The organism is Streptomyces sp. 11-1-2, from assembly GCF_003595545.1.
Lineage (GTDB): Bacteria > Actinomycetota > Actinomycetes > Streptomycetales > Streptomycetaceae > Streptomyces > Streptomyces hygroscopicus_B.
The window spans coordinates 2,651,563-2,675,257 of the sequence record NZ_CP022545.1 but is presented as its reverse complement, the minus strand read 5'-3'; the positions used below and the strand labels follow the sequence as shown (position 1 = coordinate 2,675,257).

Genomic DNA, 23,695 nt, shown 5'->3' with positions numbered 1-23,695 from the left:
GGGACTTACCTCCGAGTGGAGCCACAGCGATCATTCCTGTCAGTCCTTGATCTCGCAGATGACCGCGCCCGAGGTGATGGACGCGCCGACCTCGGCGGCCAGGCCCTTGACGGTGCCCGCGCGGTGGGCGTTGAGGGGCTGTTCCATCTTCATGGCTTCCAGGACGACGATGAGGTCGCCCTCGGCCACGGTGTCGCCCTCGTTGACGGCGACCTTGACGATGGTGCCCTGCATGGGGGAGGCCAGGGCGTCGCCGGAGGCGGCGGAGCCGGACTTCTTGACCGCCTTGCGCTTGGGCTTCTTCGAGCCGCCCGCCGGGGCGGTGGCCATGCCCAGGGAGGCGGGCAGCGAGACCTCGAGCCGCTTGCCGCCGACCTCGACCACGACCGTCTCGCGGCCGGTGGGCTCCTCGTCCTCGTCGGGGCTGACGGGGGCGAAGGGGGTGATGGTGTTGTTGAACTCGGTCTCGATCCAGCGGGTGTGGATCGTGAACGGCTCGCTGGTGAACGCCGGGTCCACCACTACCGCCTGGTGGAACGGGATCGCGGTGGCCATGCCCTCGACCTGGAACTCGGCCAGCGCGCGGGCCGCCCGTTGGAGGGCCTGGGTGCGGGTGGCGCCGGTGACGATCAGCTTGGCCAGCAGCGAGTCCCACGCCGGGCCGATGACGCTGCCGGACTCCACGCCCGCGTCCAGCCGGACACCGGGCCCGGCGGGCGGGACGAAGGAGGTCACCGTGCCGGGGGCGGGCAGGAAGTTGCGGCCCGGGTCCTCGCCGTTGATGCGGAACTCGAAGGAGTGGCCCCGCATCTGCGGGTCGTCGTAGCCGATGGCCTCGCCGTCGGCGATGCGGAACATCTCGCGGACCAGGTCGATGCCGGTGACCTCTTCGGTGACCGGGTGCTCGACCTGGAGACGGGTGTTGACCTCGAGGAAGGAGATGGTGCCGTCGTTGCCGACCAGGAACTCGACGGTGCCGGCGCCCACGTAGCCGGCTTCCTTGAGGATGGCTTTGGAGGCGGCGTAGAGCTGGTCGTTCTGTTCCTGGGTCAGGAAGGGGGCCGGGGCCTCTTCGACCAGCTTCTGGTGGCGGCGCTGGAGGGAGCAGTCACGGGTGGAGACGACCACGACGTTGCCGTGGGTGTCGGCCAGGCACTGGGTCTCCACATGGCGGGGCTTGTCGAGGTAGCGCTCGACGAAGCACTCTCCGCGCCCGAAGGCCGCGACGGCCTCGCGGACGGCGGAGTCGTAGAGCTCGGGGACTTCTTCCATGGTGCGGGCGACCTTCAGGCCGCGGCCGCCGCCGCCGAAGGCGGCTTTGATGGCGATGGGCAGGCCGTGCTGTTCGGCGAAGGCCACGACCTCGTTCGCGCCGGAGACCGGGTCGGGGGTGCCGGCGACCAGGGGGGCGCCGGCGCGCTGGGCGATGTGGCGGGCGGCGACCTTGTCGCCCAGGTCGCGGATGGCGTGCGGCGGGGGGCCGATCCAGGTCAGGCCCGCGTCCAGGACGGCCTGGGCGAATTCGGCGTTCTCGGAGAGGAATCCGTAGCCGGGGTGGATGGCGTCGGCGCCGGATTCGGCGGCCGCGGCCAGGACTTTGGCCTGGTCGAGATAGCTGGCCGCCGGGGTGTCACCGCCCAGCGCATAGGCTTCATCGGCCGCGCGCACATGACATGCGTCCCGGTCCGGATCGGCGTAGACGGCTACGCTCGCGATCCCGGCATCCCGGCAGGCACGGGCAACACGGACAGCGATCTCGCCACGGTTGGCGATGAGCACCTTCGTCAGCATGTCGGCTCCAGGGTCTGGTTCGGGGCGGCGTCGAGCTGGTCGATGGTTTCGAGCGTCAGGTGGCCGCCTGAAAGTACGGAGAGACCCGGGAGTGCCGCATCCTCGGCGAAGACGGTGGCGACGATCTGTTCCGGGGTTTGGTGCGGGCGGGTGTCGAGGACCTCGTAGCCGGTGTCGCGCAGGCCCCGGGCGATGACGTTGGCGCCGCGGTCGTGGCCCTCAAGCCCGGGCTCGGCGATACGGGTGCCCGGCACCGGCGCGGCACTGGCACCGGCACGAGCTGTCCGCTGTTGCGGAGTCTTCATGGTCTCTCCGTTCGAATGGTCAGCGGGGCGGGAGGGCTTCACCGGCCGCCGGGGCCAGGGAGCGCGGTGCTTGTGCGACGACGTCGCGGATGCGGCCCCGTGGCTTCCTCAGCGTGGCCGGTAGGAGCTGCGCCACGCTGTCGGGCCCGGCTGGGGCGGGGCGCTGCACGAGATGTTGCGGGTTTTGACCGTCCACTCGTCCAGTCGCTGCGGCGTCGCAAGGACGGCTGAGGCCGCCGCGGCGCGGGTTTGGATCACCGCGAGCGCGGCGGCCAGCTCTTCGTGAGTGGGGTTGCCCCGTACGACCGTGAACACCATTGGCCGCCCTTTCCGAAGTCCGTGAGGTCAGTGGGGTCAGAGGGGGATGTTGCCGTGCTTCTTGGGGGGCAGCGCTTCGCGCTTGTTCCGCAGGGTCCTCAGTCCGCGGACGATGTGGCGGCGGGTCTCGGAGGGCATGATCACCGCGTCGACGTAGCCTCGCTCGGCCGCGATATACGGATTCAGCAGGGTGTCCTCGTAGTCCGCGATCAGCTCGGTGCGGGTCGTCTCCGGGTCGTCGGAGGCGGCGATGGTGCGCCGGTGGAGGATGTTGACCGCGCCCTGGGCGCCCATGACCGCGATCTGTGCGGTGGGCCAGGCCAGGTTGAGGTCCGCGCCCAGATGCTTGGAGCCCATGACGTCGTAGGCGCCGCCGAATGCCTTGCGGGTGATGACCGTGATCAGCGGGACGGTGGCCTCCGCGTAGGCGAAGATCAGCTTGGCGCCGCGGCGGATGATGCCGTTGTACTCCTGGTCGGTGCCGGGCAGGAAGCCGGGCACGTCCACGAAGGTCAGCACGGGCACGTTGAACGCGTCGCAGGTGCGCACGAAGCGTGCGGCCTTCTCGGAGGCGTCGATGTCCAGACAGCCGGCGAGCTGCATGGGCTGGTTGGCCACGATGCCCACCGGATGGCCCTCGACCCGGCCGAAGCCGGTGATGATGTTGGGCGCGAAGAGCGCCTGCGTCTCCAGGAACTCGTTGTCGTCCAGGACGTGCTCGATGGCCTTGTGCACGTCGTACGGCTGGTTCGCGGAGTCCGGGATGAGCGTGTCCATCTCCCGGTCCTCGTCCGAGACCTCCAGATCGGCCTCGTCGGCGAAGGCCGGGGGCTCGGAGAGGTTGTTGGAGGGGAGGTAGGCCAGCAGGGCCTTGACGTATTCGATGCCGTCCTTCTCGTCCCCGGCCAGGTAGTGCGCGACACCGGAGGTGGTGTTGTGCGTCCGGGCGCCGCCCAGCTCCTCGAAGCCGACGTCCTCACCGGTGACCGTCTTGATCACGTCGGGGCCGGTGATGAACATGTGCGAGGTCTGGTCGATCATCACCGTGAAGTCGGTGATCGCCGGGGAGTAGACCGCCCCGCCCGCGCACGGCCCCACGACCAGGCTGATCTGCGGGATCACTCCGGAGGCATGGGTGTTGCGGCGGAAGATCTCGCCGTACATGCCGAGTGAGACCACGCCTTCCTGGATACGGGCGCCGCCGGAGTCGTTGATGCCGATGACCGGGCAGCCGGTCTTCAGCGCGAAGTCCATGACCTTGACGATCTTCTCGCCGAACACCTCCCCGAGCGCCCCGCCGAAGACCGTGAAGTCCTGGGAGAACACGGCCACCGGGCGGCCGTCGACCGTGCCGTAGCCGGTGACGACCCCGTCGCCGTAGGGGCGGTTCTGCTCGATGCCGAAGTTGGTCGAACGGTGCCGGGCGAACTCGTCGAGCTCGGTGAAGGACCCCTCGTCCAGGAGGAGGCCGATGCGCTCGCGCGCGGTCAGCTTGCCCTTGGCGTGCTGCTTCTCCACCGCGCGCGCGGACCCCGCATGGGTCGCCTCTGCGATACGGCGCTGCAGATCCGCGAGCTTCCCCGCGGTGGTGTGGATATCGATGTCGGCCGGCTGCGCGGGCTCGGTGCTCACTGCTTGGCTCCCTTCTGAGCGTTGGCGCTGGTGGCGTGCCAGGTGGTGAGCAAGAGCCCGGTTGCCGAGGCAGCTGTGAATGAGTTTCCGAGCGGGAACGGCACTGCCATCCGCACCGGGGAAGCCGGAACGGGGGTGTCCGGTTGGTGAGGCGGGGACGTCGGACCGGCGCCTGGGGGCACCGTTGCGTCGTTGCGTCTCAGCGTTCTTGGCAGGAACGAATCGGTCGGCATTGGGGGGCGGCGTGGTAGGTGGCAGCCCGGAGGGATCAATGGAGGCACTCCAGAGGTGATGGGCAATGGCCTGCGGGGCCGAACTCAAGGTCAGAAGGTGTCGTGGGGGACGTACGCCCCCCAGACATCGCTGGAGCAAGTGGGGGTGCTGCCTCGACGTTCATCGCCACGGAGGCCACGGAGGCCGCGGAGGCTCGCAGAGGCGGAAGAGGAGTGCCTGAGGGCCGGACTCGATGCCTTCTGTCAGACACACCGGGGCCCCGATCCGCACGGTGAGCGGCGGCACGCCGATGACCCTGGAGCACAGCCAGAATCCCTCATTCATGTTGATGGTGGCGAGTGCGCACTGTCTGCCGGGGCTCCGGCCCGTGGCCAGGACATGGCGGATGACCCCGGTGCCGCAACTGAGTTCCCAGGCGAGATCGGTGGAGGCGCAGACGGGACACAACAGACGGCGGAAGACTGCGGTTTGACACCAGCGGCAGCGCTGGAAGTACAGCTCTCCGCCCCCCACTCCACCCAGCGGCACCTGCGTGGGGCAGTCCGCCTCCGGGAGTGGGCTCGCGCTGGGATCGACCTCCCGTTCGTCGGGGGCGCTATCCGTGGTTTCGATCGCTGTATGGAGCACGGTGTTCCTCTCCGTCTCCGTCCGAAATGACCCGCGACGGGAGGCGAGAGCTCACCGATCACGGCTGTAGCACGTCGGCACCGCTGTGGCGGCGTGCTTCACAAGCTATGGTACCCAGTCCCGAAAGTGAAGTACTGAGTTCCAAAATGTGCTCTGTGATGGAAGCCTCGCCGCGTCACTCGGCGCCCGATGCCCGAAGAATTCGGTACTCAGTCCCATCGAGACGAGGCAAGTGGCGTCCACGCGGTAAGGCGGGGAAGGATGGGCGGTCATGAGCAAGCTACCTGCACGGATCCGACTGGCAGATGCCGCATTCGCGCTCTTCGACGAGCGCGGATACGAGCAGACGACCGTCGACGACATCGCTGAGCGAGCGGGGCTCGGGCGCACGACGTTCTTCCGGAACTACCGTTCCAAGGAAGACGTCATCTTTCCGGACCACGATCGGCTCCTGGAGTTGATCAGAGATCGGCTGGCGACCTCGAGCCACAGCACCGCTCTGGTCGCCGTGTCGGACGCGGTTCGACTCGTGCTGCTGCACTACGTGGAGGAGGGCGACCTGGCGAGGCGGCGATACGCCCTCACGAGCAAGGTGGCTGCCCTGCGTGACCGGGAGATCGCCAGTGTGGGCCGCTATCAGCGACTGTTCCGGGAGTTCATCGCGGACTGGCTGGGGGGTCCGGCGGAATCGGCGTCGCTGAGGGCCGAACTCATGGCCGCCGCGGTCGTCGCCGCTCACAACCATGTGCTGCGTCGATGGCTTCGGGGTGAGTCGTCCGACCCGGTCGCCGAGGTGGACGAGGCGATGCGTGAGGTGCTCGCCCTCTTTCCGGCGCCCGGCTCCTCACCGGAGCCCGGCGGTGGTACCACTGTCGTCGCCTTCAGGACCGGGCAGGACATCGACGCCCTGCTTCCCTCGCTGCGACGTCTCGTCGAGGACGGCGCCGAGCGCTGAAGCCCGCTCCGTTTGATCGAGTGATGCCGCGCACAGCGGAGACAGGGGCGCGCTTGGGCGTGTTAGCTTCCGGCTGTGGCTTCCCCGGTCCCGAACACATTCCCCTTCCCTGGCGGAACCGCCGGGACCAGCCGAGCAGGCTGCCCGGCGGTGCTCGGCGCCCGTGCCCCGCTCGACCTCTTCGGCGACGGCTTCGTCCGAGACCCGTACCCCTGGCTCGACCGGCTCCGGGCCGAGGACCCCGTGCACTACGACCCCGGCACCGGGTTGTGGCTGGTCAGCCGATACGACGATGTGCGCCGCGTACTGCTCGACCCGACCCTGTTCCGTCCCGACAACGCTCTGCACGCAGTCACCCCCCTACCGGTGGCGGCGCTGCGGATTCTCGCCCGGGCCGGCTTCACGCTCCCACCCGCGCTCGCCAACAACGGCACTCCCAGTCACCCTGGACTGCGCCGCGTGGTGACCCGATTCTTCAACGCCGAGCGCGTCGCTGCGGCCATACCGGTCATCGAGCGCGTCGCCGAGGACTTGCTCGACGCCGTGCGGTCGGAGATCGAGGCCACCGGTCGGTGCGAGCTGTTCAGTTCTTTCGCGCAGGTGCTGCCCTGCCGGGTACTGATGGAGCTTCTCGGCATTCGGGGAGTCACTCCGGCCACCTTGATTCGCTGGAGCGATGCCTCGCTGGAGCTGTTCTGGGGCAGGCCCACTTTCGACAGGCAGCTGGAACTGGCGGAGCTCGTCGGCGAGTTCCATCAGTGGCTGACCGACACGGTGCGCGGCGATGCCGCCCCGCCCACCTCATTCGTCGGTGCGTTGGCTTCTCACCGGTTGCCCGACGGCGAGCCGCTGGACATCGGGACAGCGGTGGCCGCGTGCTTCTTCGTGTTCATCGCGGGACAGTCCACCACCGGGCAGCTCATCGCCACGGTGCTGCGCCGAGCGCTCACCGAGCCGGGTCTGTGGCTGCACTTGCCGGGGCGGACGGGTCTGGCCGAGGCATGGGTGGAGGAGGTGCTACGCCACGAACCGCCGGTCACTACGTGGCGCCGGGTCACCGTTCGCTCCGCCGAACTGGGCGGGGTGAGCATCCCTGACGGCGCGCAGTTGCTGCTGATGCTGTTGGGCAGCGGATCCGACCCGAAGGTCTTCCTCCACCCGGAGCGGATGCGCCCGTATCGGACGAACGTCCGTCATCACCTCGCATTCGGCGTCGGCCGCCATCGCTGCCCGGGCGCGTCCCTGGCGCGCACAGAAGCGGCGGTGGCCTTGCGCGTAGCGGCCAGTCGCCTGTCCGGAGTGCGGCTGGAGGAAGGTGGGACCGAGCCCCCGATGCTGGGTCTGCTGTCCTTCCGGGCTCCCCTCGGCGTCACCGTCAGTCGATGAACCGGTGACCTGCCGTGTGACCATCGACGGGGATGACGTGGACGGCTTGCTCTCCGAGCGCGACGACCGCTCGCCCGGCTGGGCCACAGGATCGGAGCCTCCACAGTCTGGAAGATCTTGACGGCAGCCGGTGTCGACCCGGCTCCCCGCCGCGGCGGGCCGACATGGCACGAGTTCCTGACATCCCAGTCCGAGGCCATCATTGCCTGCGACTTCCTGCACATCGACCTGGCAAGCCTTCGCCGGGTCTACGCGCTGGTCTTCCTCGAGCACGGCACGCGCCGCCTCCACATCGCCGGCGTCACCGCTCATCCGACTGCGCAGTGGACGGCCCAGCAGGCCCGCAACCTCGCTCTTGAGGTGAGCGTGCGCCTCGAGTCGCTGCGCTTTGTGATCCGCGACCGGGACAGCAAAGTACACCGAATCCTTCGACGCGGTCTTCGAAGCCGAGGGAATCGAAACCCTGAAGACCGCCCCGCGGTCCCCGCGGATGAACGCGCACTGCGAGAGAGTCATCGGGACACTGCGGCGTGAACTCCTCGATCACGTGCTGATCTGGAACGACACCCACGCTCGCCACGTCCTCGACGTCTACGCCCGGCACTACAACGACCATCGCCCCCATCAGGCCCGAGAGCAACATCCGCCCCTCACCGACAGCCGGACCGCACCATTGACCGACTCGAGCACTCCGCGACGACTACTCCGGACTCGCGTCCTCGGCGGCCTGATCAACGAGTACAGACACACGGCCTGACTAGCCGCGACGGGTTTCCGAACGGCACAGCCTCGGACCCCGAGGTGCCTGATAGCGGGATACGTCAGGAGTCGTGCGCGACGGGTCGACTGAGTGGGTGCTCAGAACTCCTCGGGCCTACCAGTTGCCGTCTCGATGCGCGACACCAGGTCACTTTCCCGATCCCGTACCTCGACCGCTGTGGCGCGGAACGCGTCGATCAGGGGTGTCGCAGGCCCGCGCCATGCCAGAACCAACTCGGATCCGGCGACATCGGTGATGGGTCGGAACACGACCGATGGACGAGGGGCGAATCGGGACATGCTGATCGCGGTGACCGTGATCGCTTCTCCGGACGTGACTTTCTCCAGCTCTCCCTCCATCGAGCCGACCATGGGCCCGATCCGAGGAAGCAACTGTTCATCCAGTTCGGTGTCGCGCAGCGTCCAAAATCTCGACCATGCCCTGTCGTCGGTACGCGGCGCGAGAATCCGCTCACCGACAAGATCGTTCAGGGTCACAGCTCGAGCGGCTGCCAGAGGATGACTCTGGTCGACACCAATAGCGCGGGGTTCGACGAACATGGGCTCGACGTGGAGGTCGGGGCATTCGATCGGCATCCGCACAAATGCGATGTCGGTGGTGTTCGAGCACAGGCCGCAAGACGGGTCGGCCCATTGGAACGTCTCCAGCTCGATCGCGACAGAAGGATGGCTCGCACGAAAGGCGCGGAGGATCGGCGAATCGAGTTCGAGCAGTGAGGACACGCTGAAACCGATGCGGAGCGGTGCGTCGATTCTGTCGCGGGTGGCGCGGGCGGCCAGTGTGCCCTCTTCCAGGGCGTTGAGTGCCGTGCGAACGCTGCTGAGGAACAGTTCCCCGGCTTCGGTCAGGGCGACCGAGCGGGTGGTGCGCATCAGGAGCGGGACCCCGACCTGCTCTTCCAGCTCGGCGACGCTGCGGCTGAGTCCTTGCTGCGAAATGTGAAGGATCGCGGCCGCGCGCGTGAAGTGCAGCTCTTCGGCGAGGGTCGCGAAATGACACAGTCGGCGTGTGTTGACGTCCACCTCACCAAAGGTAAGGCGTGTGCAAGTGTTCGATAACCGGACGCCGTCCAGCGCGACGTTCAAACGCGAGACGCTCCAGGGCCGCAAGCAGTGGTCCAGCGGGCGCGAGGCCCGCCTCGACACGTTCCGCTGGCTGCACTGCTACAACGCCGGACGCTGTCACTCCCGCCTCGGGCAACGCAGGAAGCGCTGGGGGAGCAGCTCGTCAGTACTGGTAGAACCCCTGCCCAGACTTGCTGCCCAGTTGGCCCGCCTCGACCATGCGCTGAAGTACCGGAGGCGGGAAGTAGAGGGGTTCCTTGAACTCGTCGTACATGGCCTCCGCGGCGGCCTGCACTGTGTCCAGGCCCACCAGGTCGGCCAGCCGCAGGGGACCCATGGGGTGTGCGCATCCCAGCTGCATGCCGGTATCGATGTCCTTGGCGCTGGCGAAGCCTGACTCCATCATGCGGATCGCGGACAGCAGGTAGGGGATCAGCAGTGCGTTGACCACGAAGCCGGCGCGGTCCCCTGCGGTGATGGCCTGCTTCCCGAGCGCCTCGACCGCGAACCGCTCGGCCCGCTCCCGGGTCCGTGCCGCGGTGAGCAGCGAGGGCACCAGCTCCACCAGGCGCAGCACCGGTACCGGGTTGAAGAAATGGATGCCGATCACCTGCTGGGGGCGGTTCGTCGCCATGGCGAGCTTCATGATGGGGATCGAGGAGGTGTTGGATGCGAGCAGTGCGTCGGGCTGCTCGACGACCTTGTCCAGTCTGGCAAAGATCTCGGTCTTCAGTTCCTCGTGCTCCGCTACGGCCTCGACCACCAGCTCACGGTCGGCGAACTCGTCCAGGTCGGTGGTGAAACGGAGTCGTGCGAGGGCGAGGCCAGCCGACTCCGCGTCGACTTTGCCGGTCGTCACAGCACGGCTCAGCGACTCGCGGACCCGGACTCTGCCGCGTTCGACGCCCGCCCCGTCCGCGTCGGCCACCACCACGTCGAGGCCCGCGCGGGCACACACCTCGGCGATGCCCGCCCCCATCAGGCCACAGCCGACGACTCCGATCCGCTGTGGGTCGGTCATGATTCCGCCTCTCTTCGTACGTGGCTCTCGGTCTTCTCCTCGGGGCGCTCCCCTGTCAGCCACGGATCCGGCGCTCCTGATCGGACCACTCCTTGGCTCGTAGCTCGAACTTCTGAATCTTGCCGGTGGCGGTCTTGGGCAGTTCGGTGACGAACTCCACGATGGCTGGGGCCTTGTAGCGGGCGATCAGCGTACGGACGTGCGCGATCAGGCTGTCGCCGTCAAGGGCAGCGCCGTCCTTGAGGATGACAAAGGCCTTGGGGCGTTCACCCCATCGCTCGTCCGGGATGCCGACGACCGCCGCTTCCTGGACCTCGCGGTGGGAGAGCAGCGCCTGCTCGACCTCTATGGTCGAGATGTTCTCCCCGCCCGAGACGATGACGTCCTTGGCGCGGTCGGTCAGTTCGATGTAGCCGTCGTCGTGCCAGACGCCCAGATCGCCGGAGTGGAACCAGCCGCCCGTGAACGCCTCCGCGGTGGCCTCGGGGTCGTCCAGGTAGCCCTTCATCACCGTGTTGCCGCGCATCACGATCTCGCCGACCGTTCGCCCGTCTCTCGGTACGTCCTTCATGTCAGTGTCGACGACCCGCACCGGATCGGCCTGGAACATGGCCACACCTTGGCGGGCCAGCAGTCGGGCGCGCTCGTCCGGGGTGACGTCGCGCCAGGCGTCCTTCGGCTCGCAGACCGTGTAGGGGCCGTAAGTCTCGGTGAGTCCGTAGACGTGGACGATGGAGGCGCCCAGCTCCTCCATACGTCCGATGATGGCGGGGCTCGGTGCCGCTCCCGCCGTCGTCACGACCAGCGGCTTGGAGAGAGTCTTGGCCGCGGGGGAGTTCGCCAGCATGACCAGAACCGTCGGCGCGCCGTTGAGATGGGTGACGCCCTCGCTCTCGAGCAGATGCCAGATGTTCTCCGGATGCACGGTGCGCAGACAGACGTGCGTGCCGCCGACCGCGGTGACGGCCCAGGCTGTGCACCATCCGTTGCAGTGGAACATCGGCATGGTCCACAGGTAGACGCTGTCAGGGGTGTGCCGTGAGTGGATCACCTCGCCGAGGGCATTGAGGTACGCGCCCCGGTGGCTGTACATCACCCCTTTGGGTCGTCCGGTGGTGCCGGAGGTGTAGTTGACCGAGATGGTGTCGAGTTCGTCGTCCACGGTCCATTCCGCGTACGGGGCATTGTCACCGCGGCTCAACAACTGCTCGTAGTTGGGTCCGGACAACAGCGGACGGGCACCGGCGCCCAGGCCCGTGCCGGTGAGATCCACGAGGGAGACGATTTCGCGAACGGAGGCCAGCCGGTCTGCGATCGGCAGGACCATCTCCTGCAGTCCCGTGTCCACCACGAGGAGCTTCGCGCCGGAATGGTCGCAGATGTAACGCACCTCCTCCGGCGACAGGCGAGTGTTGACGGCGACCAGGGAGGCTCCGGCCAGCGGCACCGCGAAATGCGCGATCAGCAGCTCGGGCGTGTTCGGACACAGGTAGGCCACCCGGTCGCCCGCTTCCACGCCGGACGCGCGCAGCGCGGCGGCGAGCCGAATGGTGTGGTCGGCGAACTCGGCATAACTCAGGCTGCGGTCCCCGTAGCGGATCGCGGTCTTGTCCGGATGGACGGCGGCAGCGCGCTCGAGATAGGCCAGCGGGGTGAGCGGGGTGATGTATGGCGGCTGGGTCATCACTGTCTCCGGAAGGCGAGTGGGCTGCGGCGTAGGGCGCGGGACGGACAGGCAGCCCACCCGGTTCGGGCGGAAAGGGACAGCGCGCCATTAGATGCCAGCAGCGGAGATCGACGTGGGATGGTGGGTACCGATGGCTGAACGGGGTGACACCAGGATGCGAGACCGGTGCCAGCCCTCGTTAGTGGCAGGATCACAAATGCGGTTGTGACTGACTCACGAACCGTGGGTCCGGCCTCGCCGACCGCCCAGCAGTCGTACCGCGACCAGGATCTCCAGCACGTCCGCGAAGCGCCTCAGGTCGCAGCCGGTGCGCTCGGCGATCCGCTCCAGCCGGTAGTAGGCCGTGTTCGGATGCACGTGCAGGCGCTGCGCCGTGGTGCGGGCGTTCAGGTCGCTCGCGACGTACTCGAGGAAGGTGGCGACCAGATTGCTCCCGTTCACGAGGTCCTCCGTCACGAACCTGGAGATATCCGGATGGATGAGGCGTCGTGCCGTGTCGCCGTGGCGGAGGAACAGGTAGTCCAGGCTGGACAGCAGCGGCAGCGCGATCACCCCGGCCTCGTTACCGAGTCCCTCTCGCGCGGCGCACGCCTCGGCGTATGCCTCAGGGATCTTGCCGAGGCCGGCGTGGTACGTACTGATGCCCACCGAAAGTCCCTGACGCCGCAGTTCCGGGAGCAGATGCCCGAGGGTTTGAGTGAACGCCGCCGCGCCGCCTGTCTGGGCCGGTGCGACGCCCACGACTTCGTCCTGGCGGGCGACCGCGAAGCCCTGCGGCGCGAGTCTGCGTAGCGTGGCGACGACATCTTGGAGCGTCTGCTGGGCCGATCCGCCGGCCGGAGTCAGGACCGGAGTGGCCGAGAGCACGACCAGGCGAGCGTCAGCTTCGAGTCCCACCATCCGCAGCAGTGCCTGTTTCGGACCGGCGGAGATGTCCCGCGCGGTCAACAGGTCCTCCAGCAAGTCGCGGCGGATCCGGTCGCCTTCCGCGAGATCGTGCTGCTGGGCGGTCAGGTAGGCCTCGGCGGCCAGCGAGCTTCCCACCTCGATGACGCGCATGACCTGCCCGACGAGGGCGAGCGCCGCGTCGCGCGAGTCCGGGTCTTCCCCGCCCATCTCGAGCAAGGTCTCCCAGAGGGTCAGCTGCGCGACCCGGAAGGCGTGCAGGAAGTCGGAGAGGGAGATGCCCTGCCGGACTCTGCGCCCGGCCTGCGTCTCGGTGGGCGGAAAGTCTTCCCGCCGCGCAGGTCTGCCGAGCCGCACACTGGTGAGCAGTGCCCGGAAAATGGCTTCGACGTGTACCGTCACGTCGCTGCGAAGTTCCGGCGCTGTACAGGCCGCGTACGCCGGAACCTGGTCCCAGATAGCCTCGACGGCGCTGGTGACCACACGGTCGAGGGACGCCTCGACCGTGTCGACGACACCTTCTACCGCGTCATGGTCCGCCGTGGTCATGTCTGTTCCCGTCGGCCGATCGGGTCGCGCAGACAGGCGCTGCGCGCTCCTGCCAGGTTAACGCGGGCTTGTGAGATGGTCACACATGACCTCACTCCGGGAAGGTGGGAGGAGCAGGGGCGCAGCACTGTGGAAACCGCCGCCCTGATAGCGACCCTCTCACTCTGGACCGACCTGCCATCCGCCTTCGACTCCATCTGTACCGGTCTGCACCGCGCGGCGCTCAACAGGCGTTACGACTGGTTCGAGAGGGCGGGGCACCCGGGTTACGTGTTCTGGTGGGTTACCGACGACACGATACCCACCTGGCAGGACGGGGTTACCAGGCTGGAACACCTCCACGATCACGGCTACGCACCGTACGCCTTCACCTTCCACCACTCGTTCGATCCAGCCGGAACGGTAGTTGTCAAGTCAAATGAGACGTTCGTGGCGCTATGAACCTTGTGGTTCGGGTTCCCTGCGTTTCGTCGGGTTGTTGATCCAGACCTGGTCGGGTATCTCGGGTGGCTTCGGTCGGTGGGCGAAGCGTTCGGGGTGGCGTTCGTATGCCTCGACGAGAGCGACGGCCCGCTGGTCGCGGACCTCCTCTGCAGTGCCGAAGTGCACGGAGGCGGGGGTGTGCAGGCCGATCCCGGAGTGTCTGTGGTCGTGGTTGCGGTAGGTGATGAAGGCGTCCATCCACTCCCGGGCATGGGCCAGCGAATCGAACCGTTGCGGGTAGTCGGCGGCGTACTTCGTGGTCCTGAACTGGCTTTCCGAGTACGGATTGTCGTTGCTGACCCTGGTGCGCGAGTGACTCCTGGTGATGCCGAGGTCGATCAGCAGTTGGGAGACCTTCTTGCTGGTCATCGAGGTGCCGCGGTCCGCGTGCACCGTCTCGGGCACGATGCCGTTGCGCTCGATCGTCTCGCGGATCAGCTCCTCGGCCCGCTCAGCCGTTTCGGCCCGCCCGACGGTGTGGCCGACGATGTAGCGGCTGAAGATGTCGATGATGACGTAGGCGTGGTACCAGATGCCCTTGTCCGGGCCGGGCAGCTTGGTGATGTCCCAGGTGAAGACCTGTGACGGGCCCCTCGCCACCAGCTCGGGGACCGTCCTGGCCGGGTGGGTGGCCTGGCGGCGGCGTTCGCCGTTCTGCCCGGCGGCGGACAGGATCCGGTACATCGTCCGCTCCGAGCACCAGTAGTTCCCCGCGTCCAGCTCACGGGCCCAGACCTGGGCGGGCGGCAGGTCGGCGTACTCCGGTCGGTTCAACAACGCCAGGATCTCCGCCCGTTCGGCCGGCGAGAGGGCCGAGGCGGGCGCGGGTCTCGGGGATGGTGCGGGCTTCGGCCCGGGGTTGATGCGGCGGTAGTGGGTGGCGCGTGAGCGCCCGGTCGGCGAAATACCGGGCCGCCTTGTCCCGCTCCTCCTCCAGCTCGCGGATCCTCTTCCTCGCGGCGGCCAGCTCTGCCTGAACCGCGTCACCGCCAGGCTGCGGTGCCGCAGCAGGTGTGGAGTGAGTACCGGACCGGCGTCCGTTGGCGGCCCGGATCCAGTTCCGCAGCGTCTCGGTGTTCACTCCGAGGCCGGTGGCGACCGACTTGATCGTCGCTCCCGGACGGGACCGGTACAGCGCGACCGCGTCAGCCTTGAACTCGGCGGGGTAGTGCTTCATCCCCACAGGGACTCCGTTCTCCTGGACCATCGAGATCCAAGTCTTTCCGGTGTCCAACATGCGAGGTCAGGTCCCCGGTCCTCGGAGGAATGTTCACCCTGCCGTGCACGGTCTCACCGACGCGGCCACCTCCGACTCACCGGCCTCGCGCTCGACTGCGTTCTTCCTGCCATGCGAACCAGTAATGGAACGACTCACAGCTGCGTGAGAAGCCTATTAACAACTACACGGCGTAGGTGCGGCCGAAGTTTTGTTTCTCTTTGTCGCTCAGGGGTGTTTGGCTCTCGTCCTGAGTCCTTGCGGTGATGCTCCGCCGCTTTAAGAAGACCCTCTTGATCTACAAGTAGGAGTTCAGCCCTATGTCGGATAACCCGGACCGAGATGATGCGACGCTCGGTGCTGCTGGGGCAGCGACGGCGGAACCGGAGCGTCCCCTCGCTGGCGAGGTCGAGGGGCGTCGGACGGGCAGGAAACTGGGCCTGATCGTCAATCCGCTCGCGGGCATGGGCGGCAGCGTGGGCCTCAAGGGGACCGACGGACCGGACATCCTGGAAGAGGCGAAGCGGCGGGGCGCGCGTCCGCTGTCGGGCGAACGAACTGTCCGCGCACTCACCCGGCTCACCGCCTCGAAGACGCCGTTCCGCCTCGTGACGGCATCCGGTGACCTGGGCGAGCACAGCGCGCTGGCCGCCGGACTGGACCCTGTCGTCGTGCACCGGACAGAGCCGGGTGCCAGCGGGCCTGCCGACACCAAGGCGGCCGCCGAGGCCATGGCACTCTCGGCGGTCGACCTTCTCCTGTTCGCAGGCGGTGACGGCACGGCGCGTGACATCCTCAGCGTGGTCGGCGACCGCGTGCCGGTGCTCGGCATCCCGGCGGGGGTGAAGATGCACTCGGCGGTGTTCGGCGCGAGCCCCGAAGGCGCAGGCGGTCTCGCGGCCCTGTTCCTCGACGGCAGTCCTACGGCCCGACTACGAGACGCTGAGGTCATGGACCTCGACGAGACCGCCTTCCGCGAGGACCGGCTCTCGGCACGCCTGTACGGCTACGCCCGCAGTCCCTACGAGCGCCATCTCGCGCAGAACGCCAAAGCGGGATCCCGAGCGGACGACAACGCGGTGCTGGAAGCGGCTTGCCAGCGCGTCGCGGCACGGATGCGGGAGGGGGGCCTCTACCTCGTGGGGCCCGGCACCACCATGCGACGCGTCATGAAGTCGCTCGGCCTGCCCTCCACGCTGCTCGGCGTCGACGCCGTACTGGACGGTGCGCTCGTCGGATCCGATCTCGACGAGCGGGCGCTGCTCGGCCTCATGGAGGGGCGTGACACCCGCATCGTAGTAGGCGTGCTGGGCGGCCAGGGCTACCTGTTCGGGCGCGGCAACCAGCAGATCAGCGCCAAGGTCATCCGGAAGGTCGGCCGCGAGGGCATCGTCGTGGTCACCCCGTTGGACAAGCTCGTCGCTCTTGAGGCGGCAAGTCTGCGCGTCGATACCGGCGACGCCGAGGTCGACGCGCTACTTGCCGGCTACATGCGGCTCCACACGGGCCCGGACCGCAGCGTTTTCTACAAGGTGAGCGCCTGACCCCGACCGGCCGATCCGGCGCAGGGCAGAGCCGGAAGCCCAACGGTTATCTATACAAGGAGAATCTAATGAAAGAACATGTAGCCCACCGGTACATGGCCAACTCCGTGCCGGCGATCAAGCAGGAAATGCTGGACTCGATCGGTGCCGGTTCCGTGGAGGAGCTGTTCAGTCAGGTCCCGGTCGAGCACCGCCTCTCGCGCCCGCTCGACCTTCCCCCCGCGCTGACCGAGAGTGAGCTTCAACGCCATCTCATCAGTACGCTGTCGAAGAATCAGACCACCGAGCAGAACCTGAATTTCCTCGGCGCCGGCTGCTGGCAGCACCACGTGCCGGCGGCCGTCGACGAGGTGGTGCGCCGCAATGAGTGGCTCACCTCGGTGTTCGGTGAACCGAGTTCCGATCACGGACGCAACCAGGCCTGGTTCGAGTTCTGCAGTCAGCTCGGTGAACTCCTCAAGATGGATCTGGTCGGCATGCCGGTCCGCAGCTGGGGAGTCGCGGCGGGGCACGCGATCCGCATGGCCTCACGCATCACCGGGCGGGACGAGGTGGCGGTGGTTCGGGCGATCGACCCGGAGCGGCTCTCCGTCATCCGTAACTACTGCGAACCGGTCGAGATGCCGAGCCACATCACGGTCCGCCTCATCGAATTCGACCCCGCGACAGGTCTGATGGACCTCGACGACCTGCGTCAGGTCGTCGGCGAGAGGACGGCCGCAGTTTACTTCGAGACCCCCTCCTACCTCGGCGTGATCGAGCACCAGGGGGCTGAGATCGCCGCCATCGCCCACGCCGCCGGGGCCGAGACGATCGTCGGCGTCGATCCAATCTCCCTCGGCGTGCTGGCTGCGCCCATCGACTACGGGGCCGACATCGTCATCGGCACCACCCAGCCGCTCGGCGTGCACATGAACACGGGCGGTGGAGTGGGCGGCTTCATCGCCTCGCGCGACGAGGAACGCTACGCCCGCCAGTACCCGACCTTGTTCATCAGCATCACGGACACGACGAAGGAAGGCGAATACGGCTTCGGCCTCAGCCTCTTCGAGCAGAGCTCCTACGGTCTGCGGGAGAGGGGCAAGGACTGGACCGGTCACTCGGTCTACATGTGGGCCATCGCCAACGCCGTCTACATGGCGCTGATGGGCCCCGAGGGCTTCAAGGACGTGGGCGAGTTGATCCTGCAGCGCGCCCACTACGCCGCGCGGCGCATCGCCTCCATTGAAGGCGTACGGGTGGCCTTCCCGTCGGGTTTCTTCAAGGAGTTCGTCGTGGACTTCAGCGGCACGGGTCACAGGGTCGCGGACATCAACAAGGCGCTGCGGGCGCACGGCATATTCGGGGGCAAGGACCTGTCGCGCGACTTCCCCGAGCTCGGGCAGAGTGCCCTCTTCTGCGTCACCGAAGTACACACCCAAGCCGACCTACTGCGTCTCGCCGACGCACTCTCGGAGGTAGTAGCACGATGAGCGCCAAGCTTCGCGAATACCACGCCCCGGTGTGGAACGAGCCGGTCATCCTGGAGATGGGCTATCCGGGCCGCCGCGGCCTCGCCGTACCTGAAGCCGAGGAGGCGGTGCGAGACGAGGTGGGGGACGCCGCTGACCTGATCCCCGCCGCTCTGCGACGACATGACAGACCGTCACTGCCCGAGGTATCGGAGCCGGAGGTGCTCTACCACTACCTGCGGCTGTCGCAGCAGACTCTCGGCATGATGGGCGTCAGCCTCTTCGGCACTTGCACGATGAAGTACAACCCGCAGGTGAACGAGGCGATCGCATGGCGCCCCGAGGTCACTGAGGCACATCCCTACCAGGACGACGACACCCTGCAGGGAACTCTCGAGATCGTGCACAGGTTCGACGCCATTCTGCGCGAGCTGTCCGGCATGGACCAGTTCATCTTCCAGGCCGGTGGCGGCGCCGACGCCGCGTACACCAGCTGCGCCGTGACACGTGCCTACCACGCGTCCCGCGGCGAACTGGAACAGCGCGACGAGATCATCACCACGATCCAGACCCACCCTTCGAACGCCGCGACCGCCGGCGCCGCGGGCTTCAAGGTCATCACCCTGATGCTCGACGAGAACGGTTACCCCTCGCTGGACGCTCTGAAGGCCGCGGTGTCCGACCGTACGGCCGCTCTCATGGTCAACAACCCGGACGACATGGGTGTGTACAACCCGGAGATGCGCGAGTGGGTGCGGGTGGTGCACGAAGCGGGTGGCCTGTGCTTCTACGACAGCGCCAACTTCAACGGCATGATGAGCAAGATCCGTGCCCGCGAGATCGGCTTCGACGCCTGCATGTTCATGCTTCACAAGACCTTCGGCGCTCCCAAGAGCGGGGTGGGGGGACCGGCTGTCGGCGCCTACGGCTGCTCGGCGGAACTGGCACCCTTCGTGCCGACTCCGGTTGTCGCCCACGACGGCGACCGGTACTACCTCGATCACGACCGGCCGGAGAGCTGCGGCAAGATCCGCGAGTTCTGGGGAAACGTGCCCGTGGTACTGAAGGCCTACGCTTGGATCCGCGCCATGGGGGCGGAGGGTGTGGCCGAGGCCTCCGACATCTCCGTCCTCGCCAACAACTACATGGAGCGGGGCCTGCTCGCCATCCGCGGCGTCACCCGTTCGCACCCCGACGCGACCAGCCCGCGCCTGGAAATGACGCGCTACAGCCTGGCTCAGATGAAGGAGGAAACCGGGGTGGACGTCCATGACGTCCAGAACCGCATGACCGACTTCGGCGTGGATGCCATGTGGACCAGCCACGAACCATGGCTCATCCCCGAGCCGTTCACGCCCGAGGCCGGCGAGATGTACGGCAAGGAAGCACTCGACACCTGGATCGCGGTTCTCGCCCGGATCTCCGATGAGGCGTACTCCGATCCTGAGATCGTCAAGACCGCGCCTCACAACCAGGCGGTACACCGCCTCGATCACGACGCGATGGAGGACCCCGCACGCTGGGCCATGACCTGGCGGGCCTACCTGCGCAAGAGGGCGAACACCGGCGCCTAGAGCTGAGCGGGCTGTGAGTCGGTCCGTCGCGGCAGGGCGACCAATGCCCTGCAGCGGCGGATCGTGCACCGTCGCGGCGCAGAACTGCACCGGTGGGCGGTTGGGCGCCGATGCGAGAGGGATGACGCACCCCGCCGGCGCGGACGCGGTTGTGGCGGCGATCTCAATGCCTGTGCGCTGCACCCGATTGGCGCCACGCCCGCATCTTCCGAATAGCTCGACCAACGTCGGCCGAGTGAACCCGGACTAACCGTCACTCGGGCAGCACGGTGACGGCCCGTACGTACCGTGAGCAGGTGTAGGAGCCGGATCCCTCATCTCCCGCCGACGCCGCCGGCGTTTCCTGCCCACCCGTGAGCTCAGACCAAACCCTCCGTGCAGCCGACCTGCCCGACGGCATCACGATCCACCTCTCAAATAGCCGGAAACACCCTCCGGGTTACAGCGGCAAACGACAGGAAACAAGGAGGCATCCATCATGACTGTCGACTCCACAGAGGAGATCCGGGGCACCACTCACGGCACCGCGCCCGTACCGCTCTCCGTTCTGGACCTGCTGACCGTCGGCGCCGGACGGACCTCCGTCGGCGCTCTGCGCACCGGCGTGGACATCGCTCGCCTCGCCGAAAGCCGTGGCTTTCACCGGTACTGGGTCGCCGAGCACCACTCGATGCCCGGCGTCGCCTCCTCCTCGCCCGCAGTGCTCCTCGCCCACATCGCGGCCCACACCAACCGCATCCGGCTCGGCTCGGGCGGCGTCATGCTGCCGAACCACGCCCCGCTCGTGATCGCGGAACAGTTCGGGACGCTGGAGGCCATGGCTCCGGGACGGGTGGACCTCGGGCTCGGCCGCGCGCCCGGCACCGACGGCGCCACCGCCGCCGCCCTGCGCCGCACCGACCTGCCAGGCGACGGCGACGACTTCCCGCAGCAGCTCACCGAGCTGATCGGGTTCCTGGACGACGACTTCCCCAAGGGACATCCTTACCGCAGTGTTCACGCCGTTCCCGGCCCCGTGCAGTCGACCTCCCCCGGTGGCGTCCAGTCCCCGCACCGGCCGCCGGTGTGGCTGCTCGGCTCCTCCGGCTTCAGCGCACAGCTGGCCGGCGCCCTCGGGCTGCCCTTCGCCTTCGCGCACCACTTCGCGGCGCAGAACACCGTCCCGGCGCTGGACCTGTACCGGAAGTCGTTCCGGCCCTCTGCGGCCCTGAACGAGCCGTACACACTCATCGGCGTCTCCGCGCTGGCGACCGACGACGAGGAGGAGGCCCGCCGCCAGGTGCTGGCCTACGCGCTGAGCATGATTCGGCTGCGTTCGGGACGCCCCGGACTCATCCCTACACCGAAGGAGGCCGAGACCTACCCCTACAGCTCGATGGAGCGGGACTTCGTGCGGTCATGGAACTCCGACGTCATTCACGGCACCGCGGACGAGGTACGCTCCGGGCTCGACGACCTGCAGAAGCGCACCGGCGCCGACGAGCTGATGCTCACCACCTACGCCCATGACGATGACATCCGCCTACGCTCCTACGAGCTGATCGCGGACGCCTACGGACTGCCGGCGCCCGCCTGATCCTCGGCGCCGGGAACGCGGAGCGCCGCACGGCGCGGCGGTGGCACACGGGTAGGGCTCGTGGGCGGCGGACTGTAGCGACGGGCCCCGTAGCGCTTCACAAAGGCTTCATCGGTTGTGAGCTGGGATTTTTCCTATGGTCAGCTGGCTCGGTGGTACTCGTTGGTGAGGCTGGCGACGGCTTGTCGGCGTTTGATCCGGGCTGCGGGCAGGGGGATGACGTTCGGGTTGTCGGTGGGCGCGAGTTGGTCTCGGCCTTGGTGGGGTCGGTGGTTGTTGAGGTGGTGTGCGTAGTCGTGGAGGATCTTCTCGGCGTGGCCACGGTCGAAGAGCAGGACACGGTCGGTGCACTCTTCCCGTGCTGAGCGGATGAAGCGTTCTGCGTGTGGGTTGCAGTTGGGGCTGCGTGGGGGGATCTTGGTCACAGTGATGTCCTCGCTGGCGAACACGGCGTCGAAGGCGGCGGTGAATTTCGCGTCCTGGTCGCGGATGATGTGAGTGAATTCGGCGGCCCGATCGCCGAGTTGCCTCAGGAACTGCCGGGCCTGCTGAGTGGCCCATGCGGTGGTGGGGTGGGCGGTGACGCCGAGGATGTGGACGGTGCGGGTGCGCACCTCCATGACGAACAGTGCGTAGAGTCGCTGCAGGCTGATGGTGTCGATATGGAAGAGATCGGTGGCGAGCGGGCCGCTGGCCTGGGCTTTGAGGAAGGCAGCCCACTCACCGCGCGTCGGCTGGCGGCGCGGCGCGGGACCGAGACCGGCAGCACGCAGCACCCGACGGACGGTGGCGGGGCTGACTTTGTACCCGTGGCGGCGCAGTTCGCCGTGCACACGTCGGAAGCCCCATCGGGGGTTCTCGGCGCCGAGCCGGGTGATCAGGTCGCGGATCTCCTCGGGCAGCGGCGGCCGCCCGGTGGACGGCGACTGCGTCCACTTCTGCTTCACCAGACGCTGGTGCCAGGCCAGCAGGGTGCGCGGTGAGACGATCCGGTGTTCACGCAAGGCGCGGGGGAGCAGTCGGGACAGAGCAGCGAGCAGTGCACGGTGCGGCCATCCGAGCTTGGGCGAGGTGACCTTGTCCCTGCCGAATACTTCATCCGTGCAGGTCATGCTGCATGTTGGTATTCGTGGAGGATGCCGCCGAGGTGGTCGTGGCGGCGTATGTCCAGGCGGCTCAACTTGTCCGGATCGTTGATCGGTGTGGGCAGTGGGTGCAGCGGTCGGGCGTTGGCGATGCCCTGGTGGGGTCGGTGGGCGTTGTAGAACTGCCCGTACTTGTGCAGGGCGTGCAGGAGGTGGCGCTGGTTCCAGATCAAGGTCCGGTCCAGGAGCTCACGTCTGCAGGTCTGTACCCACCGTTCGATGAGCGAGTTCATTCTCGGCATCTGGATGCCGCTGAGTACGACTGTGATCCCCGCGTCCGCGAGGACGCCATCGAACAGGGCGGGGAACTTCCCGTCCCTGTCTCGGATCATGAATCGTGCCCGGCAGTCGACGTCTTCGAGGTCCATGACCAGGTTCTTCGCCGCTTGTGTTACCCAGGAGGTGGTCGGGTGTGCGGTGGCGCCCAGGATCCGGATGCGGCGACTGCTGTGTTCGATCACCACGAGTATGTACATTCGCGCGCCGGATAACGTGGCCGTCTCAAGGAAGTTGCAGGCCAGGAGGGCGTCGGCTTGCGAGCGCAGGAAGTCGGCCCACGTGCTGGAGCTCCGGTCGGGCGCCGGATCGATGCCGGCATCCTTCAGGATCTTCCAGACGGTCGACGCGGCCACCTTCACACCCAGCACGAGCAGCTCACCGTGCAGCCGTCTGTACCCCCACTGCGGGTTCTCCCTCGCCAGACGCAGCACCAGAATCCGGATGGAGCGCACCGTACGAGGTCGACCAGGTCGCTGGGGTCGCGATAACGCGGCATGGTGGCGTGTGACGAGGTCGCGATGCCAGCGCAGCACCGTTGTCAGGACGCACGAGCAGCCGCACACGCCGCAGGGTGGGTAGCGGAAGCCGGTGCAGCAGCGCCGCCAGGAACGCCCGGTCGCTTGAGCTGAACCGGACCTTTCTCTTGCCGAGTTGGCGTTCCAGGACCGCGATCTGATGGCGCAGGGCGAGAATCTCTGCATCTTTGTCCTGGTCGCTCATCGGCAGCAGACGCAGCACCGCGAACGCATTCGTCACACCGAGGTAGGCCAGTCGTAGCAGCACGATCGGTCATCATGACGCGTGGACCACCGGCTACGCGAGAGCGCCGGCTCGAGCGACCGCGGCCGACGACTGTGAGGTCCAGTGCGGGCCTCCGACCAGGGAGGATGAATTCTCGGCAAGCACAGGGTCTGCGCGACCAGCCCGGTCAGCAGAACGCAGAACGTGCGGAACGTCGGAGCGGTGAAGCAGGAACGGCAGACAGCCAGCAAAGCGGATAAGGACGGCGGTATCGTGCCCACTGGAAGCATCGGCGGATCACTCTCAACTGGGTGAAACAGACACCGCCGATGCTTCTGTCTACCTGTCACATCCCAAGAGCAGTCTGGTCTCGCGCCATCCGATCGAGCGCATCAACACACACCCATTCACCGCCCCGGTGATCCAAAAA

At 67.4% G+C, this 23,695-nt stretch carries 16 protein-coding genes and 5 pseudogenes; 9 read left to right on the top strand and 12 right to left on the bottom strand.

What is annotated here, in order from left to right:
- Positions 1 to 39: 39 nt before the first annotated feature.
- The 4 genes and pseudogenes from CGL27_RS11100 to CGL27_RS11085 form a co-directional block, all read right to left on the bottom strand.
- Complete coding sequence (locus CGL27_RS11100; protein ID WP_119994347.1) at positions 40 to 1,788, bottom strand: biotin carboxylase N-terminal domain-containing protein; 1,749 nt, start codon at positions 1,786 to 1,788, stop codon at positions 40 to 42.
- A 53-nt stretch (positions 1,789 to 1,841) separates the two neighbouring features.
- Positions 1,842 to 2,045, bottom strand: a pseudogene (locus CGL27_RS11095) (cobalamin-dependent protein); the annotation flags it as partial.
- Between the two features lie 159 nt (positions 2,046 to 2,204).
- On the bottom strand, positions 2,205 to 2,414 hold the full coding sequence (locus tag CGL27_RS11090) for an acyl-CoA carboxylase subunit epsilon (RefSeq protein ID WP_119986288.1): 210 nt from the start codon (positions 2,412 to 2,414) through the stop codon (positions 2,205 to 2,207).
- Between the two features lie 36 nt (positions 2,415 to 2,450).
- Positions 2,451 to 4,046 (bottom strand): acyl-CoA carboxylase subunit beta, encoded by a 1,596-nt coding sequence (locus CGL27_RS11085; protein ID WP_119986286.1) that lies wholly within the window; start codon positions 4,044 to 4,046, stop codon positions 2,451 to 2,453.
- 1,132 nt (positions 4,047 to 5,178) lie between these two features.
- On the opposite strand from CGL27_RS11085, the gene CGL27_RS11075 reads away from it, so the two are divergent.
- The 3 genes and pseudogenes from CGL27_RS11075 to CGL27_RS11065 form a co-directional block, all read left to right on the top strand.
- Positions 5,179 to 5,862, top strand: a complete 684-nt coding sequence (locus CGL27_RS11075; protein ID WP_078640389.1) for a TetR/AcrR family transcriptional regulator — start codon at positions 5,179 to 5,181, stop codon at positions 5,860 to 5,862.
- Between the two features lie 150 nt (positions 5,863 to 6,012).
- Positions 6,013 to 7,248 (top strand): cytochrome P450, encoded by a 1,236-nt coding sequence (locus CGL27_RS11070; protein WP_240450461.1) that lies wholly within the window; start codon positions 6,013 to 6,015, stop codon positions 7,246 to 7,248.
- 69 nt (positions 7,249 to 7,317) lie between these two features.
- Positions 7,318 to 8,005, top strand: a pseudogene (locus CGL27_RS11065) (integrase core domain-containing protein); the annotation flags it as partial.
- Positions 8,006 to 8,106: 101 nt separating this feature from the next.
- Here CGL27_RS11065 and CGL27_RS11060 read toward each other — a convergent pair.
- Positions 8,107 to 9,051, bottom strand: a complete 945-nt coding sequence (locus CGL27_RS11060) for a LysR substrate-binding domain-containing protein (RefSeq protein ID WP_119986282.1) — start codon at positions 9,049 to 9,051, stop codon at positions 8,107 to 8,109.
- A gap of 52 nt (positions 9,052 to 9,103) precedes the next feature.
- On the opposite strand from CGL27_RS11060, the pseudogene CGL27_RS51870 reads away from it, so the two are divergent.
- Positions 9,104 to 9,229: pseudogene (locus tag CGL27_RS51870) on the top strand (IS3 family transposase); the annotation flags it as partial.
- A 27-nt stretch (positions 9,230 to 9,256) separates the two neighbouring features.
- On the opposite strand, the gene CGL27_RS11055 reads toward CGL27_RS51870, so the two are convergent.
- From CGL27_RS11055 to CGL27_RS11045, 3 genes are all read right to left on the bottom strand, one after another.
- Positions 9,257 to 10,114: a 3-hydroxybutyryl-CoA dehydrogenase gene (locus tag CGL27_RS11055; protein WP_119986281.1), complete on the bottom strand. Its 858-nt coding sequence runs from the start codon at positions 10,112 to 10,114 to the stop codon at positions 9,257 to 9,259.
- Positions 10,115 to 10,169: 55 nt separating this feature from the next.
- On the bottom strand, positions 10,170 to 11,798 hold the full coding sequence (locus CGL27_RS11050) for an acyl--CoA ligase family protein (RefSeq protein WP_119986279.1): 1,629 nt from the start codon (positions 11,796 to 11,798) through the stop codon (positions 10,170 to 10,172).
- 216 nt (positions 11,799 to 12,014) lie between these two features.
- Positions 12,015 to 13,256, bottom strand: coding sequence for a helix-turn-helix domain-containing protein (locus CGL27_RS11045; protein ID WP_119986277.1), 1,242 nt, complete (start codon positions 13,254 to 13,256; stop codon positions 12,015 to 12,017).
- Between the two features lie 114 nt (positions 13,257 to 13,370).
- On the opposite strand from CGL27_RS11045, the pseudogene CGL27_RS11040 reads away from it, so the two are divergent.
- Positions 13,371 to 13,697: pseudogene (locus tag CGL27_RS11040) on the top strand (DUF3291 domain-containing protein); the annotation flags it as partial.
- Here CGL27_RS11040 and CGL27_RS11035 read toward each other — a convergent pair.
- Both CGL27_RS11035 and CGL27_RS11030 read right to left on the bottom strand, forming a co-directional pair.
- Positions 13,692 to 14,513, bottom strand: a complete 822-nt coding sequence (locus CGL27_RS11035) for a DDE-type integrase/transposase/recombinase (protein WP_119986274.1) — start codon at positions 14,511 to 14,513, stop codon at positions 13,692 to 13,694. The pseudogene CGL27_RS11040 and the gene CGL27_RS11035 overlap by 6 nt on opposite strands.
- Positions 14,461 to 14,916 (bottom strand): transposase, encoded by a 456-nt coding sequence (locus tag CGL27_RS11030; protein ID WP_205587668.1) that lies wholly within the window; start codon positions 14,914 to 14,916, stop codon positions 14,461 to 14,463. The genes CGL27_RS11035 and CGL27_RS11030 overlap by 53 nt, the downstream gene beginning before the upstream one ends.
- 359 nt (positions 14,917 to 15,275) lie before the next feature.
- Here CGL27_RS11030 and CGL27_RS11025 point away from each other — a divergent pair, with 359 nt between their 5' ends.
- From CGL27_RS11025 to CGL27_RS11010, 4 genes are all read left to right on the top strand, one after another.
- Positions 15,276 to 16,499 (top strand): ATP-NAD kinase family protein, encoded by a 1,224-nt coding sequence (locus CGL27_RS11025; RefSeq protein ID WP_119986272.1) that lies wholly within the window; start codon positions 15,276 to 15,278, stop codon positions 16,497 to 16,499.
- Positions 16,500 to 16,594: 95 nt separating this feature from the next.
- Positions 16,595 to 17,971: an aminomethyl-transferring glycine dehydrogenase subunit GcvPA gene (gene gcvPA / locus CGL27_RS11020; protein ID WP_205587667.1), complete on the top strand. Its 1,377-nt coding sequence runs from the start codon at positions 16,595 to 16,597 to the stop codon at positions 17,969 to 17,971.
- Complete coding sequence (gene gcvPB, locus CGL27_RS11015; protein WP_119986268.1) at positions 17,968 to 19,524, top strand: aminomethyl-transferring glycine dehydrogenase subunit GcvPB; 1,557 nt, start codon at positions 17,968 to 17,970, stop codon at positions 19,522 to 19,524. The genes gcvPA and gcvPB overlap by 4 nt, the downstream gene beginning before the upstream one ends.
- A gap of 478 nt (positions 19,525 to 20,002) precedes the next feature.
- Positions 20,003 to 21,100, top strand: a complete 1,098-nt coding sequence (locus CGL27_RS11010; protein ID WP_119986266.1) for an LLM class flavin-dependent oxidoreductase — start codon at positions 20,003 to 20,005, stop codon at positions 21,098 to 21,100.
- Between the two features lie 140 nt (positions 21,101 to 21,240).
- On the opposite strand, the gene CGL27_RS11005 is transcribed toward CGL27_RS11010, so the two are convergent.
- Together CGL27_RS11005 and CGL27_RS11000 are read right to left on the bottom strand one after the other, a co-directional pair.
- Positions 21,241 to 22,212, bottom strand: coding sequence for an integrase core domain-containing protein (locus CGL27_RS11005; RefSeq protein ID WP_240450460.1), 972 nt, complete (start codon positions 22,210 to 22,212; stop codon positions 21,241 to 21,243).
- Positions 22,209 to 23,307, bottom strand: a pseudogene (locus CGL27_RS11000) (integrase core domain-containing protein). Before CGL27_RS11000 ends, CGL27_RS11005 begins: the two are co-directional and overlap by 4 nt.
- Positions 23,308 to 23,695 lie beyond the last annotated feature (388 nt).

Coding starts and splice junctions, on each gene's coding strand:
- CGL27_RS11025 (WP_119986272.1), top strand. CDS start 15,276: ATGTCGGATAACCCGGACCGAGATGATGCGACGCTCGGTGCTGCTGGG.
- CGL27_RS11050 (WP_119986279.1), bottom strand. CDS start 11,798: ATGACCCAGCCGCCATACATCACCCCGCTCACCCCGCTGGCCTATCTC.
- gcvPA (WP_205587667.1), top strand. CDS start 16,595: ATGGCCAACTCCGTGCCGGCGATCAAGCAGGAAATGCTGGACTCGATC.
- CGL27_RS11005 (WP_240450460.1), bottom strand. CDS start 22,212: ATGACCTGCACGGATGAAGTATTCGGCAGGGACAAGGTCACCTCGCCC.
- CGL27_RS11090 (WP_119986288.1), bottom strand. CDS start 2,414: ATGGTGTTCACGGTCGTACGGGGCAACCCCACTCACGAAGAGCTGGCC.
- CGL27_RS11045 (WP_119986277.1), bottom strand. CDS start 13,256: ATGACCACGGCGGACCATGACGCGGTAGAAGGTGTCGTCGACACGGTC.
- CGL27_RS11030 (WP_205587668.1), bottom strand. CDS start 14,916: ATGAAGCACTACCCCGCCGAGTTCAAGGCTGACGCGGTCGCGCTGTAC.
- CGL27_RS11075 (WP_078640389.1), top strand. CDS start 5,179: ATGAGCAAGCTACCTGCACGGATCCGACTGGCAGATGCCGCATTCGCG.
- CGL27_RS11055 (WP_119986281.1), bottom strand. CDS start 10,114: ATGACCGACCCACAGCGGATCGGAGTCGTCGGCTGTGGCCTGATGGGG.
- gcvPB (WP_119986268.1), top strand. CDS start 17,968: ATGAGCGCCAAGCTTCGCGAATACCACGCCCCGGTGTGGAACGAGCCG.
- CGL27_RS11010 (WP_119986266.1), top strand. CDS start 20,003: ATGACTGTCGACTCCACAGAGGAGATCCGGGGCACCACTCACGGCACC.